Annotated in this window: 11 protein-coding genes; 10 read left to right on the top strand and 1 reads right to left on the bottom strand. The window is 72.5% G+C overall.

Annotated features, from left to right (window positions below):
* The 10 genes from ftsW to IEZ07_RS02190 all read left to right on the top strand — a co-directional run bounded on the left by ftsW (position 1) and on the right by IEZ07_RS02190 (position 10,997).
* Positions 1-1,272, top strand: coding sequence for a putative lipid II flippase FtsW (ftsW, locus tag IEZ07_RS02145; protein WP_191893206.1), 1,272 nt, complete (start codon positions 1-3; stop codon positions 1,270-1,272).
* 25 nt (positions 1,273-1,297) lie between these two features.
* The gene (gene murG / locus IEZ07_RS02150; protein WP_191893207.1) at positions 1,298-2,386 is read left to right on the top strand and encodes an undecaprenyldiphospho-muramoylpentapeptide beta-N-acetylglucosaminyltransferase; all 1,089 of its coding nucleotides are present in this window, start codon (positions 1,298-1,300) and stop codon (positions 2,384-2,386) included.
* A 150-nt stretch (positions 2,387-2,536) separates the two neighbouring features.
* Positions 2,537-3,943, top strand: coding sequence for a UDP-N-acetylmuramate--L-alanine ligase (murC, locus tag IEZ07_RS02155; protein ID WP_191893208.1), 1,407 nt, complete (start codon positions 2,537-2,539; stop codon positions 3,941-3,943).
* A gap of 43 nt (positions 3,944-3,986) precedes the next feature.
* A complete protein-coding gene (locus IEZ07_RS02160; protein ID WP_239319313.1) occupies positions 3,987-4,688 on the top strand; it encodes a cell division protein FtsQ/DivIB in 702 nt (233 codons plus the stop codon).
* A 269-nt stretch (positions 4,689-4,957) separates the two neighbouring features.
* Positions 4,958-6,355, top strand: coding sequence for a cell division protein FtsZ (ftsZ, locus tag IEZ07_RS02165; RefSeq protein ID WP_191893209.1), 1,398 nt, complete (start codon positions 4,958-4,960; stop codon positions 6,353-6,355).
* Positions 6,356-6,445: 90 nt separating this feature from the next.
* Positions 6,446-7,150 (top strand): YggS family pyridoxal phosphate-dependent enzyme, encoded by a 705-nt coding sequence (locus IEZ07_RS02170; protein ID WP_191893210.1) that lies wholly within the window; start codon positions 6,446-6,448, stop codon positions 7,148-7,150.
* A gap of 118 nt (positions 7,151-7,268) precedes the next feature.
* Positions 7,269-7,772 carry a cell division protein SepF gene (locus tag IEZ07_RS02175; RefSeq protein WP_068894151.1) on the top strand — a complete coding sequence of 168 codons (504 nt, stop codon included), beginning with the start codon at positions 7,269-7,271 and terminating at the stop codon, positions 7,770-7,772.
* 79 nt (positions 7,773-7,851) lie between these two features.
* Entirely contained in the window at positions 7,852-8,139 is a 288-nt protein-coding gene (locus IEZ07_RS02180) for a YggT family protein (RefSeq protein WP_068894150.1), read from the top strand.
* A 49-nt stretch (positions 8,140-8,188) separates the two neighbouring features.
* On the top strand, positions 8,189-9,058 hold the full coding sequence (locus tag IEZ07_RS02185) for a DivIVA domain-containing protein (RefSeq protein WP_068894149.1): 870 nt from the start codon (positions 8,189-8,191) through the stop codon (positions 9,056-9,058).
* A 43-nt stretch (positions 9,059-9,101) separates the two neighbouring features.
* Positions 9,102-10,997, top strand: coding sequence for a hypothetical protein (locus IEZ07_RS02190; RefSeq protein WP_191893211.1), 1,896 nt, complete (start codon positions 9,102-9,104; stop codon positions 10,995-10,997).
* A 176-nt stretch (positions 10,998-11,173) separates the two neighbouring features.
* Here the strand turns inward: IEZ07_RS02190 and ileS are convergent, their stop codons facing one another.
* The gene (ileS, locus tag IEZ07_RS02195) at positions 11,174-14,347 is read right to left on the bottom strand and encodes an isoleucine--tRNA ligase (protein ID WP_191893212.1); all 3,174 of its coding nucleotides are present in this window, start codon (positions 14,345-14,347) and stop codon (positions 11,174-11,176) included.
* Positions 14,348-14,762 lie beyond the last annotated feature (415 nt).

Genomic DNA, 14,762 nt, shown 5'->3' on the forward strand with positions numbered 1-14,762 from the left:
GTGACCGCCACCGAACCGCCGGTGGGCCCCGTCCCGCTGGGCGGAGGGCTCTCCCGCCTGCGCGAGCTGCTGGAACGGCCCCTCCTCTCCTACCACCTGCTGCTGGGCGTCAGCGGGCTGTTGATGGCGCTGGGGCTGATGATGGTGCTGTCGGCGTCCAGCATCTCGGCGCTGGAGACGAGGGACTCGGCGTTCGCGCTCTTCGGACGGCAGTTCCTGTCGATGGCGTTGGGCCTGGTCCTCATGTGGGTCTGCTCCCGGCTGCCGCTGCGCTTCTTCCGGCTGGCCGGCTACCCGCTGATGGTCCTGGCGGCCCTGGGACTGGTCCTGGTGATCTTCATCGGTCAGTCGGAGCTGGGCGCGCAGCGCTGGATCTACATCGGGGAGCTGACCATCCAGCCGTCGGAGCCGGCCAAGCTCGCGCTGGTGGTGTGGGGGGCCGACCTGCTGGCGCGCCGGGCGCGGGGCGGGATGATCGAGTGGCGCCACCTGCTCGTCCCGCTCATGCCGGGCACCGCGATCCTGGCGCTGCTGGTCATGGCCGGCAGCGACCTGGGCACCACCATCGTGCTCATGGTGATCTTCCTGGCGCTGCTGTGGGTGGTGGGGGCCCCGCTCCGGCTGTTCGGCGGGATCCTCGCGGTGGCGGTCCTCGCCACCATCGTGATGATCAGCACCGAGGGCTACCGCGCGGACCGGATCGAGGGCTGGCTCAACCCGTGGGGCAACGCCCAGACCTCGGGCTTCCAGGCGGTGCAGGGGCAGATCGCGATGGGCAGCGGCGGCTGGTTCGGGCTCGGCCTGGGCTCCAGCCGGGCGAAGTGGAACTGGCTGCCGCACGCCGAGAGCGACTTCATCTTCTCCATCATCGGGGAGGAGCTCGGCCTGATGGGCACGCTGGTGGTGATCACCCTGTTCGGCCTGCTCGGCTACGCGGGGCTGCGGGTGGCCACCCGGGTCAGGGACCCGTTCGTCCGGCTGGCCTCGGCCGCCGCCGTCGCCTGGATCGCCGGGCAGGCGATCGTCAACATCGGCGCGGTCATCGGCGTGCTGCCGATCACCGGCATCCCGCTCCCGCTGGTCTCCTACGGCGGCTCGGCGCTGCTGCCGACCCTGGCCGCGCTCGGCATGCTGCTCTCCTTCGCCAAACTGGAGCCCGGTGCGCGCGAGGCTCTCCTCGACCGTGGCCCCGGACCGGCGGCGCGGGCTCTAAGCTGGCTTGGCCTGGGCGGCCCGGAACGGGGAAGACGACCGGGCCGCGGAAGACGTTGAGCGGACGAGAGCGAAAGGACCCGGCATGAGAGTGGTCCTCGCCGGCGGCGGGACAGCCGGTCACATCGAACCGGCGCTTGCCCTGGCCGACGCGCTGCGCAGGCTGGACCCGGGGATCGGGATCACCTGCCTCGGCACGGAGCGCGGCCTCGAGACGCGGCTGGTGCCCGCCAGGGGCTACGAGCTGCAGCTCGTGCCCGCGGTGCCGCTGCCCCGGGCCATCACGCCCCAGCTGCTGACCGTGCCCGGCCGGCTGGCGGGCGCGATCAACGCGGCGGCCGGCGTCATGGACCGGGTCCAGGCGGACGTCCTGGTGGGCTTCGGCGGATACGTGGCCACCCCCGCCTACCTCGCGGCCCGGCGGCGCGGCGTGCCCATCGTGGTGCACGAGGCCAACCCGCGCCCCGGCCTGGCCAACCGGCTGGGCGCGCGGCTGACCGACCACGTGTTCACCGGCCACCCGGACACGTCCCTGCCCAGGGGCGAGTACGCCGGGATCCCGCTCCGGCGCGAGATCGCCCAGCTGGACCGGCTGTCCATGGGCGACAAGGCGCGCTCCTGGTTCGGGCTGGAGGCCGACCTGCCCACCCTGCTGGTCACCGGCGGCTCCCAGGGCGCGCGCTCGCTCAACCGGGCGGCCCTCGGCGCCGCCGCGGCGCTGCGCCGGGCCGGGGTGCAGGTGCTGCACGTCATCGGGCCGAAGAACACGCTGGAGGAGGAGCCCCCTCCGGGCGACCCGCAGTACGTCGTGCTGCAGTACGTCGACCGGATGGACCTGGCCTACGCGGCCGCCGACTTCGCGCTCTGCCGGGCCGGGGCCATCACCTGCGCCGAGCTCACCGCGGTGGGCCTGCCGGCGGCCTACGTCCCGCTCCCGCACGGCAACGGCGAGCAGCGGCTCAACGCCGCGCCGATCGTGCAGGCGGGCGGCGGGCTCATGGCGGAGGACGCCGAGCTGACGCCCGAGTGGATCCTGCGCAACGTGCTGCCGATCCTGTCCGACCCCGAGCGGGTGGTCGCCATGTCGGAGGCCGCCGCCAGGATGGGCCGCAAGGACGCGGACACGGCGCTCGCGCGCCGGGTGGTGCAGGTCGCGGCGCAGGGACGGGCGTGACGGCGGGCGGCGGATACGACGGGCGCCCGGACGGCGGGCGGACAGCGGTGGAACGACCGATGACCGGGGAGCGGACCCGGCGCGGTGAGCGGAGCGGCCGGTCGGCGACCGGGACCGCCCGTACGGTCAACGAGGAGTGGTGAGCGACCGGTGAGTCTGGTCAAGTTGGTGGAGCCGGTCGCGGCGGAAGAACTGGGACGGGTCCACTTCATCGGGATCGGCGGTGCCGGCATGTCCGGCATCGCCCGCATCCTGCTCAAGAGGGGCGTCGCGGTCTCCGGCAGCGACGCGCGCGGGTCCGACATGGTGACCGCCCTGCGGGAGCTGGGCGGTGTGATCCACATCGGCCACGCCGCCTCGCACATAAAGAACGTGGACACCGTGGTGGTCTCCACCGCGATCCGCGACTCCAACCCCGAGCTGGGCGAGGCGCTCCGGCAGGGGCTGAGGGTGATCCCCAGGGCCGCGGCGCTCGCCTCGGTCATGGCGGGCCGGAACGCGGTGGCCGTCGCGGGCACGCACGGCAAGACGACCACCACCTCGATGCTCACGGTGGCGCTGCAGAAGTGCGGGGTCGACCCGTCCTACTGCGTCGGCGGGCAGCTGGTCACCACCGGCCTGGGCGCTGACGAGGGCGCGGGGGAGGTGTTCGTCGCCGAGGCGGACGAGAGCGACGGCTCCTTCCTCATGCTGGCCCCGGACATCGCCGTGGTGACCAACGTCGAGCCGGACCACCTGGACAACTACGGCGACCCCCGGGCCGTCTACGACAGCTTCACCAGGTTCGTCGAGCGGGTCGGCCGGACCCTGGTGGTCTGCGCCGACGACCCGGGCTCGGCGGCGCTGGTGCCGATCGCCCGCGCACGCGGTCTGCGGGTGGTCACGTACGGCGAGGCCGAGGAGGCCGACTTCAGGGTCGGCGAGATCACCCCCGACGGCATGGGCGTCTCCTTTGCGATCCACGGCCACGGCGGGGTACGGCTGGCCGTCCCCGGCCGGCACAACGCGCTCAACGCGGCGGCCGTCATCGCGGTGGCCGCGGAGCTGGGCGTCCCGTTCGCGGCCATCCGCGACGGTCTGGCCGCCTTCACCGGGGCCAAGCGGCGCTTCGAGGCCAAGGGCGAGGCCGGAGGGGTGGCGGTCTTCGACAGCTACGCCCACCACCCGACCGAGCTGGCCGCCGACCTGCGCGCCGCCCGGGACGTGGTGACCTCCTTCTCCGGAACCGGCCGGGTCATCGCGGTCTTCCAGCCGCACCTGTACTCGCGCACCCGGTTCTTCGCCGACGAGTTCGGCGCGGCCCTGGGCCTGGCCGACGAGGCCGTCGTCCTGGACGTCTACGGAGCCCGCGAGGACCCCGAGCCCGGGGTGTCGGGGGCGCTGGTGGCGGAGAAGGTGCCGCTCCCGCCCGGGCAGGTCGAGTACGCGCCCCTGCGTGAGGCCGTGCCCGCCCTGGTGGCGGACCGCGCCAGGCCCGGCGACATCGTCCTCACCATGGGCGCGGGCGATGTGACGGAGCTGGGCCCCCGGATCGTCGCGGAGCTGGCCGCCCGGTGAGCGCGGCGCGCGGCGTCGCCGCGGACCCTGCGAGGGGGCTCCGGTGCCTGGACTGAGGAGCGCGCGCGGCGTCGCCGCGAACAGAGCCTGGCGGACCGCCTTCCTGGCGCTGCTCACCGCCGGAGTGGTGGGCAGCGCGGTCTGGCTGGTGTTCCTCTCCCCGGTGCTGGGGGTGCGCGACGTCCGGGTGACGGGCAACTTCGACGTCTCCGCCGCGCAGATCCGGGGGGCGGCCGGGGTCGCCGACGGCACTCCGCTGGCCACCGTGGACGTCGCGGCGGTGGAGGGCCGGATCCGGGGGATCCGGCGGATCGAGTCGGCCGAGGTCAGCCGCAACTGGCCCGGGACCCTGGTGATCGAGGTCGTCGAGCGCGAGCCGTTGGCGGCGGTGCCGGTGGGCGGTAAGTCGGCGCTGATGGACCGCCACGGTGTGGTCGTCGAGGTACGGGAGACGGCGCCGCCGACCCTGCCGGTGCTGCGCTTGGACCGCCCGGGGCCGGGCGATCCGGCGACCGCGGCCGCACTGGCGGTGATCGGCGCGCTGCCGGAGGAACTGGCTCTGCGGGTGGCGGAGGTGCACGCCCCGTCGGCCGAGACCGTGACGCTGCGGCTCAAGGACGGCCGGACGGTGGTGTGGGGCGGCCGCGACCGTCCCGCCGACAAGGCGAGGATCCTGGTCACCCTGCTGCAGAGCTCGGCGGACACCTATGATGTGAGCTCGCCGGACGTCGTGACGGTGGATTGAACGGGATTGAACGGGATCACGCGCGATCGCCCGCCCGCGTGCTCCGGAGCGCCTCCTGAGGCGTCTCACGAAAAGGACAGGCCGCGACACGCCGGGCACGCTTGCGGCGCGGTTAGTTGACCCACCTGGAGCGTAGCTCCTACTGTCCGTATCAATCCTCAGGTTGACATAAACCTAAATCTCAACTTGAGGGTGAGAGTTAAAGAAACGACGGCACGGGCCCCGTGCCGCATGAAATTGCAAGTCAACGAGCGGAAAGGCCCCTCGTCGTGGCAGCACCGCAGAACTACCTCGCGGTCATCAAGGTTGTAGGAATCGGCGGAGGCGGAGTCAACGCCGTCAACCGGATGATCGAGGAGGGACTCAAGGGCGTCGAGTTCATCGCCATCAACACCGACGCCCAGGCGCTGCTCATGAGTGACGCCGACGTCAAGCTGGATGTCGGGCGGGAGCTCACCCGGGGCCTCGGCGCGGGGGCCAACCCCGAAGTCGGGCGCAAGGCGGCCGAGGACCACCGCGAGGAGATCGAGGAGGTCATCAAGGGCGCCGACATGGTGTTCGTCACCGCGGGAGAGGGCGGTGGCACGGGCACCGGAGGCGCCCCGGTGGTCGCGAACATCGCGCGCTCCCTGGGAGCGCTCACCATCGGCGTGGTGACCCGTCCCTTCAGCTTCGAGGGCCGTCGCAGGGCGATGCAGGCCGAGGCGGGCATCGAGACGCTGCGCGAGGAGGTCGACACCCTCATCGTGATCCCGAACGACCGGCTGCTGTCGATCTCCGACCGCCAGGTGAGCGTGCTGGACGCCTTCAAGGCGGCCGACCAGGTGCTGCTCTCGGGTGTCCAGGGCATCACCGACCTCATCACCACACCGGGTCTGATCAACCTGGACTTCGCCGATGTGAAGTCGGTCATGTCGGGTGCGGGCTCGGCCCTGATGGGGATCGGCCACGCGCGCGGCGACGACCGGTCGGTCGCCGCGGCTGAGATGGCCGTCTCCAGCCCCCTGCTGGAGGCCAGCATCGACGGCGCGCACGGCGTGCTGCTCTCGATCGCGGGCGGTTCCGACCTGGGCCTCTTCGAGATCAACGAGGCGGCGCAGCTCGTCTCGAACGCCGCGGCCCCGGACGCCAACATCATCTTCGGTACGGTCATCGACGACGCGCTCGGCGATGAGGTGCGGGTCACGGTGATCGCCGCGGGTTTCGACGAGCCCATCGCGGGGGACAAGGCCGCGGCCCCGCAGCCGGCCGCCCGTCCGCAGCCGGCCCGCCAGGCCCCCGCTCCTCCGGCGAGCACACCGCTCCGGCCGGCGGCGCCCCCGCCCGCCAGGAGTGAGCAGCGGCCGGAACCCAGACCGGAGCCCCGGGCGGTGCAGACGCCGCCTCCTCCGCCGGTACGCCCGGTCTCGGCGCCGCCGCTGCCCGCCCCGACCGTGGCGGAGACCCCGGCGCCCGCGCCGCAGCCGGTCCAGTCCGCGCCGCAGCCGGTCGCGCAGCCCGAACCGGTGCGGGCGGAGGAGCCGCCGCCGCTGTCGATCCCGCGGCCCACGCCCGAGCCGGCGCAGCCGACTCCGATCTCCGCGAAGGTCCCCGATCCCGCCCGTCGGCGGCCGGTGGTCTTCGAGGAGCAGGAGGAGGAGCTGGACGTACCCGACTTCCTGAAGTGACATTCATCACCCGAGGGCGGGTGACGGCCCGCCCCGCGGGGACCGTCAGAATGGATTCCACCAGTTTGTCGGAATTCGAGCGGCGGGAACGTGACAAACAGAACACGGCGGGAAGAGATCGCGGCCGGTCTGGCCGAGGTCGAGGAGCGGATCACGCAGGCCTGCCGGGCGGCCGGACGCACCCGTGAGGAAGTGACCCTCGTCGCGGTGACCAAGACCTACCCGGCCTCGGACGTGCGGCTCCTGGCCGAGCTGGGCGTGCGCGACGTCGGGGAGAACCGCGACCAGGAGGCCTCGGCCAAGGCGCGCGAATGCGCGGACCTCGAACTCGCCTGGCACTTCATCGGCCAGCTGCAGACCAACAAGGTCCGCTCCGTGGTCCGCTACGCCGACGTCGTGCACTCGGTGGACCGGCTCCGCCTGGTCGCCGCGCTCGGTGGCGAGGCGGTCAGGGCGGGCCGGGAGGTCACGTGTCTGGTCCAGGTCGCGCTGGACGACGATCCGGCCCGGGGCGGCGCCCGGCCGCGGGACGTGCCCGCCCTGGCCGACGCCGTGGCCGCCACGGAGGGGCTCCGGCTGGGCGGGGTGATGGCGGTGGCCCCGCTGGGGGAGGAGCCCGGCCGGGCGTTCGCCGGGCTCCGGGAGATCGCGCGGGCCGTACGGGAGGCCCACCCGGGCGCGGACGTCGTCTCCGCGGGCATGAGCGGCGACCTGTCCGAGGCCGTGGCGAACGGTGCGACACACCTGCGTGTCGGTACGGCGTTGCTCGGTCGCCGGAAGCCCTTCGTCAGGTAATGTCCCTCCAAGTGGGCCTTGGCGCCCACGTATCCGGTGAGTGGTCGATCGGCGGTGAGCGTCAAGGGGGGATGGCTCCACCCCGAGTCAATCGAAGTAAGACGGAGGAAGAAGAGCGATGGCCGGCGCGATGCGCAAGATGGCGGTCTACCTCGGTCTTGTGGAGGATGACCGCTACGAGAGGTACGACGTCTACCCCGACGACGAGTACGACGAGTTCGACGAGTCGCGGCGGACCGGTGACGAGCGCCCCGGCGCACCCGGAGACCCCCAGGACGAGACGGAGGCCGGTGTGCCGGCCCCGAGACCCACGACGGCCGTCCTGGAGCGCCGTACGACCGATCTGGCGCGCATCACCACGCTCCACCCCCGTACCTACAACGAGGCCAGGACCATCGGTGAGCACTTCCGCGAGGGCACGCCGGTCATCATGAACCTGACGGAAATGGTTGACAGCGACGCGAAGCGGCTTGTCGATTTCGCGGCAGGTCTCGTCTTTGGCCTACACGGAAGCATCGAACGTGTTACCAACAAGGTGTTCCTGTTGTCCCCAGTCAATGTCGAGGTGACCGCCGAGGACAAGGCCCGAATCGCGGAGCGCGGGTTCTTCAACCAGAGCTAGAGTTCCACTATGCACACCGAGTCGAAGCCCACCCCGTCCTTCCGGGGGTCGTGGACCAGGACGGAGGCAGGACAACGCCGTGGGGATCGTTAGCGACATCGTGGTCGTCGTCCTGTGGATCTACCTCCTCCTGCTGATCGGCAGAATGATCTTTGAGACGGTCCAGGCGTTCGCCCGCCAGTGGCGCCCCACGGGGGTGGTCCTGGTCCTGGCGGAGGCCATATACACGGTCACCGACCCACCTCTCAAGTTCCTCCGCCGTTTCATTCCGCCACTCCGGTTGGGTACGGTGGCCTTTGACCTAAGCTTCACAGTCCTGTTCATTGTGGTCTGGGTCTTGATCCAACTCGTGTCCGCGCTTCGTTGATCGGGTACCGTCCCTCCGGACAGACTCCAAGCGCGCCAAGGAGACCGAAATGCCGCTGACACCCGCAGATGTGCGGAACAAGCAGTTCAGTACGACCCGGCTCAGGCCGGGTTACGACGAGGAAGAGGTAGACGCCTTCCTCGACGAGGTGGAGTCCGAGCTGGACCGCCTCATCCAGGAGAACGAGGAGCTCCGCGCCAAGCTGTCGGAGTGCATGCGGGGCAAGGTGCCCGGCGGGATGGGCATGGCCATGGCGCCGGCCCCCGTCGCCGAGCCCAAGCCCGAGATGATGATGCCGCCGCAGCCGGAGCCGATGCGGGCTCCCGAGCCGGTGCAGCAGCAGCCGGTCCCCGTCGGCATGGGCATGCCTCCGGCCGAGGACAACATGGACACCGCCGCGCGCGTGCTCGCCCTGGCCCAGCAGACCGCCGACCAGGCGATCGCCGACGCCCGCCGGGAGGCGGACGAGACGGTGACCCGGGCGCGGCGCGAGGCCGACGACATCCTCGGCAAGGCCCGTCGCCAGGCGGAGCAGGTCATCGGTGACGCCCGGGCGCGCGCCGAGACGCTGGAGCGCGACGCGCAGGAGCGCCACCGGCAGGCCATGGGCTCGCTGGTGCAGACCCGTGACGAGCTCGAGCGCAAGGTCGAGGAGCTGCGCAGCTTCGAGCGCGAGTACCGCAGCCGCCTCAAGCTCTATCTGGAGAACCAGCTCGCGGAGCTCAACGTCGCCGCCGAGGGCAGCGGGGGCTTCCCGATCGTGGGCGGTCCCGTGGGCGGCCCGCCGGTCATGTCCCACGCCGCGGCCCAGGGCGGGCAGCAGCCCCTCCAGAGCGGTCCCGGGGCCTTCGGCGGTGAGCCGTCGCAGCACTCCGGAGCCTTCCAGGGCGCCGACGGCCCGCACAACGACCGCCGCTAAGGTGTCGGGTCATTCCCTCTGACCCGTAACCGGGAGTCCCTTCGTGATCCTTATCAGCGCTGGCCTGGTGTTGACGGCCGTCGTCCTGCTCATCGCAGGGGTCGTGATCGCCAAGCCCTTTCTGGTCATGTGGTCGATCGCGGTCAGTGTGCTGTCCGCGGTCTTCCTGGTGATCGGGGCGTTGCTGCGACGCCATGAGCTCTTCCCCGGCGGTGGACGCGCCGGGGTGGCTCCGCCGTCCCCCTTCAAGGGACCGGCTCCGGCCGGTCCGATGCCCGTGCCCCCGATGACGTCTCATCGGCAGCCCGCCCCCGGCATCCCCGGGGTGCCCGCCGGCCCGCCCGAGGCGGCGCCGCAGGGCGCGCGGCAGACGGTCGCCGCCGCGACCCGGCCCCGGCCCGTTCCAGCGGCCGGATCGGCCTCCGCGCGGCAGGGAGTGCCGGACGCCGAGGCGATCGTGCTGGTGATCCCCGGACGCAGGCGCTACCACGTCGCCGGGTGCCGTCAGCTGGCCGACAGGGAACACGAGGAACTCACTCACGAGGAGGCTCGGGAGGAGGGCTTCACGCCCTGCACCACCTGCCTCTCCGAGCTCAGCGGCGGGATCGCGCCGCAGGACGCCCCCGAGGGGTATGAGGCCGCCCCGGCCCCGGCCCCGCCGTCCCAGGCCTCCCGGCCGACTCAGGCCCTCCGGGAGCCCGGTCCCTCCGGCACGACCGGCCCGGACAGCGGTGAGACCGTACGGTTCACCCCTCCGTACCGCCCCGCCGGAACTTCGGGGAACCAGGCCGACCGGCCCCGCACACCGCCCGGGGAGCCGGAGGCCCCGCTCCGGGAGTCCCGTGAGCAGCCGGCTTCCGCACCCCGTTCCGAGAAGGCCGCGGCCCCCTTCGCCGCCCCCTCGTTCCCCCTCCAGATGCCGTCGCCCGCCCCGGCGGGGGAGGACTCCTCGGCCACCAGCTGGTTCAGCCGGGATCCCGCCTCCCCGCCGGCCTCCAGGCCGGGGCCCGGGACGGACGCCCGGCCGTCCGAGCCCGGGGAGCAGGACGCCCTCGCGCGGGGAGCGGCCGAGCAGGAGGCTCCGGAGCCGACGCCCGGAGGAGAGACGTCCGGGAGGCGGACGGCGGCAGAGCAGGACGCCCCCGTGCGGGGAACTGCCGAGCAGGACGCGCCGGAGTCCGGCGAGCGGGTGGAGGCGGAGCCCCCTCCGGCGGGATCCGGACCCCTCGCGGAGTCCGCCGAGCCGGTGGAGCCGGTCGAGGAGACCACCGCGGAGCCCTCTCCGGCCGGACCGGAGCCCACTGCGGGATCCGCCGTACGATCGGAACCCGCGGAACCCACCGAGCGGGCGGAGCCCGCTTCGGCCGGATCCGCTGAACCCGGACGGCCTGCCGGGACCGGGCCTGCGGGCGAGACCGCCGGACCGGAGAACGGCGGACCCGAGACCACCGGATCGGAGACCACCGGATCAGGGTCGGAGACCGACGGGCGGCCCGAAACGGAGCCCGCTCCGGCCGGGTCCGGACCCCTCGCGGAGTCCGCCGCGCCGGTCGATACGGCGCGCACCGCGGAGCCCGCCGAGCCGGTGGAGCCGGCCGGGACCGAGCAGCCCGGGCGCGCCGGGCGGCCGGCGCCGGCCGGCTCCACCTCGGCCGGGCCGGGGGAGCCGGTGCCGCCCGCTCCGGCGGAGAGCGCCGTCCCGGACGTCACCCAGGACGACGACACCTCGCCCCACGGAATCCCCGCCGTGAAGGCCGGCGCCGCCGGTTCCGGCACGGTCAAGGTCATTTCGGGCACCCGCCGTTTCCACGGCGTGGCCTGCCCGCTCGTCAGGGGAGTCGACGACGACGGCATAGAGACCATGTCCAGGGCCGAGGCCGAGGAGGCGGGCCTGAGCGGCTGCGCCGTCTGCCAGGGGGACGTGCCGGACCGCGGCTGACCCGCACGCCTGCGGAAGGCGGAGACGAAGCGCATGCGGAAAGGGCTCCGGGGAGGCATCCCCGGAGCCCTTCGTCTTTCACCGCCCGGTCGTCTTTCACCGCCCGGCGGACTGACCGGATCCGACCGGCCCGCCGAGGTGAGGCCGGACCGCGGTCCGGCCCCGGTCCGGCCCGGTCAGGCCGTGGTGGTGCGGCGGAGCTGGAAGGAGAGCCCGAGGTCGGTGTCCTCGTGGACCGGGAGCCCTTCCTCGGTGAGACCCTCGGTGAGGGAGAGGGCGAGGACCTCGTCGGCCACCGTACGGCCCTGGGCCCGCAGCGCCTCCGCCAGTTCGGCGTCGGCGGCGGACCACCACAGGTCGATCCGGTCGGTGATGGACAGTCCCGAGGACTTGCGGGCGTCCTGGACCAGCCGGACGACGTCGCGGATCAGACCGGCCCGGCGCAGTTCGTCGGTGATGGCCAGGTCGAGGGCGACGGTCTCGCCCGTGCCGGTGTCGACGGCCCCCGTCTCCACCGCCCAGCCGGACTTCGGCTGCTCGGTGACGATCACGTCCTCGGCCGTGACCTCCACCGTGCCCAGCTCGCCGGCGTCCAGCGAGACGGGCGATCCGGCGCGCAGGGTACGGGCCAGCTCACCGGCGTCCGCGGCGGACACGGCCGCGGCGACCAGCTTGGTCTGCGAGCCGAACCGCTTGCCCAGGGCCCGGAAGTTGGGCTTGACGGTGAAGGAGACCAGGTCGGCGGAGAACCCTGACATGTCCTCCAGGGCCTGCACGTTGAGCTCGTCGGCGATCAGCTCGCGCAGCTCGGGCGAGAGCGCGGCCCAGCCGGGGGCGCCCACCAGGGCCCGGCCCAGCGGCTGACGGGTCTTCACGCCGCTGGAGGCGCGGGCCGAGCGGCCCAGTTCCACCAGGCGGCGGACCAGCGCCATCTGCTCCGACAGGGCCGGGTCGAGCAGCGCGGAGTCCACGGCGGGCCAGGAGGCCAGGTGGACCGAGGCGGGGGCGCCCTCCTCCCGCAGCACGTCCCAGACGTAGTCGGTGATGAACGGCACCACCGGCGCCATCAGGCGGGTCACGGTCTCCAGGCACTCGTACAGGGTGGCGAAGGCGGAGGCGTCGCCCGACCAGAACCTGCGGCGGGAGCGCCGCACGTACCAGTTGGACAGGTCGTCGAGGAACTCGGCCAGCCGCCGTCCGACCCGGGCGGTGTCGAACTCGTCCATCGACGCGGTGACCTCGGCCACCGTCCGGTGCAGCTCGGCCAGCGCCCACCGGTCGATCAGCGGGCGCTCGCCCGGAGCCGGGGCCTCGGACACCGCCGCCGGGCTCCAGGATTCGGCGCCCGCGTAGAGAGTGAAGAAGGAGACGGTGTTCCAGTAGGTGAGCAGGACCTTGCGGACGATCTCCTCCAGGGCGGCGTGCCCGACCCGCCGGGCCGCCCACGGGGAACCGGAGCAGGCCATGTACCAGCGCAGGGCGTCGGCCCCGTGCCGGTCCATCAGGGAGATCGGCTCCAGCACGTTGCCCAGGTGCTTGCTCATCTTGCGGCCGTCCTCGGCGAGGATCAGCCCCAGGCAGAGCACGTTCTCGTAGGAGGTGCGGCCGAAGACCAGGGTGCCGACCGCCATCAGCGAGTAGAACCAGCCGCGGGTCTGGTCGGTGGCCTCGCAGATGAACTGCGCGGGGTAGGCCGCCTCGAAGACCTCCTGGTTCTGGTAGGGCGCGCCCCACTGGGCGAACGGCATCGAGCCCGAGTCGTACCAGGCGTCGATCACGTCCGGGACCCGCCGGGCCTCGGCCCCGCAGGAGGGGCAGGGCAGCGTGACGTCGTCGACGTAGGGGCGGTGCGGGTCGAGGGCGGAGACGTCCTGGCCGGACAGCTCGCCGAGCTCGGCCAGCGAGCCGACGCAGGTGATGTGGGACTCGTCGGCCGAGCAGACCCAGAGCGGCAGGGGGGTGCCCCAGTAGCGGGACCGCGACAGCGACCAGTCGACGTTGTTGCGCAGCCACTCGCCGAAGCGGCCCCACTTGATCGTCTCGGGGTACCAGCCGACCTTCTCGTTCTCGGCGAGGAGCTGGTCCTTGATCGCGGTCGTGCGGATGTACCAGGCGGGCAGCGCGTAGTAGAGCAGCGCGGTGTGGCAGCGCCAGCAGTGCGGGTAGCTGTGCTCGAAGTGGCCGCCCCGGAACAGCAGCCCTCGGTCGCGCAGGTCCGCGGTCAGGGACTCGTCGGCGTGCTTGAAGAACTGCCCGCCGACCAGCGGCACGCTCTCGGCGAACCGGCCGTCGGGGCCGATCGGGTTGACCACGGGCAGGCCGTACCGCTTGCAGGTCGCCATGTCGTCGGCGCCGAAGGCGGGCGCCTGGTGGACCAGGCCGGTGCCGTCCTCGGTGGTGACGTAGTCGCCCAGCACCACGTAGTGCGCGCCGGGGATGTCGACCAGGTCGAACGGCCTGCGGTAGGAGGTGCGCTCCAGCTCCGCGCCGGTGAAGGAGGCCAGCACCTCGGCGTCCTCGCCCAGGACCGCGGTCAGCAGCGGCTCGGCGACGACCAGCACCTCCTCGGAGCCGGCGGGGCGGGCCGCGACGTAGGTCACCTCGGGGTGCACGGCGACCGCGGTGTTGGACACCAGCGTCCACGGCGTGGTGGTCCAGATCAGCAGCGAGGCGCCGAGCTCGGCCAGCGGGCCGGAGACGGCGGGCATGCGGACGTAGACCGACGGGCTGGAGACGGTCTCGTAACCGCCGGGCTGGCCCAGCTCGTGGTCGGACAGGCCGGTGCCGCAGCGCGGGCAGTACGGCGTGATGCGGAAGTCGCGGAAGAGCAGGCCCTTGTCGAAGACGACCTTCAGCGACCACCAGACGGACTCGACGTAGGCCGGGTCCATCGTGCGGTAGGCCGCCGACAGGTCGATCCAGTAGCCCATGCGCTCGGTCATCTCTTCGAAGGCGTCCACGTGCCGCAGCACCGACTCGCGGCACTTGGCGTTGAACTCCGCGATGCCGTACGCCTCGATGTCCTTCTTGCCGGTCAGCCCGAGTTCCTTCTCGATCCCGACCTCGACGGGCAGGCCGTGGCAGTCCCAGCCGGCCTTGCGGGGCACGCTGTAGCCGCGCATGGACTTGTAGCGGGGGAAGACGTCCTTGAAGACGCGCGCCTCGACGTGGTGGACGCCGGGCATGCCGTTGGCGGTGGGCGGGCCCTCGTAGAAGACCCAGGCGGGCCCGCCGGCGTTCTGCTCGACCGAGCGCTCGAAGACCTTGCCGTCCCTCCAGCGGTCGAGCACCTCGTGTTCGAGCGCGGGCAGGTCGACCTGCGCGGGAAGAGGACGGAAATGGGCGGACATGACGGGCGGAACCTCCACGCTGGTGCTGGCTGGCAGTGGCGCGGAGGGACGAGACCTGGCGGCCCCGCGGTACCACCCTCCTTGACCTCCCGGGTGAGGAGGCCCTCTTCTTTTCGGTTCGCGGCCGGGTCTACTGGGTATCCGCTGCACGCGGAGGACCGTTCTTCCGGCGGCTCAGGGGTGATCTTCTCTCCGGGCCTCGCCCCGGGCTCGCACCGTCCCCGGGTCGCTCCTGCGAGGGGGCCGGAGATACTCGTCCCCGTCAACGCCTTGCGGACTCAAACGATAACGCACGGGGTGCGCCGGAGGCTTCCCGATATCCCCGGCTCCCGATATCGGTGAGCCCGGAGATCGAGAGGTGAAGGGCGGAATGGTACGGGATGGGCAAAGACTCCGGCGGGTCGTTTGCCGTTCT

Origin of the sequence: Planomonospora parontospora, assembly GCA_014647935.1 — a bacterium.
GTDB classification, from domain to species: domain Bacteria; phylum Actinomycetota; class Actinomycetes; order Streptosporangiales; family Streptosporangiaceae; genus Planomonospora; species Planomonospora parontospora.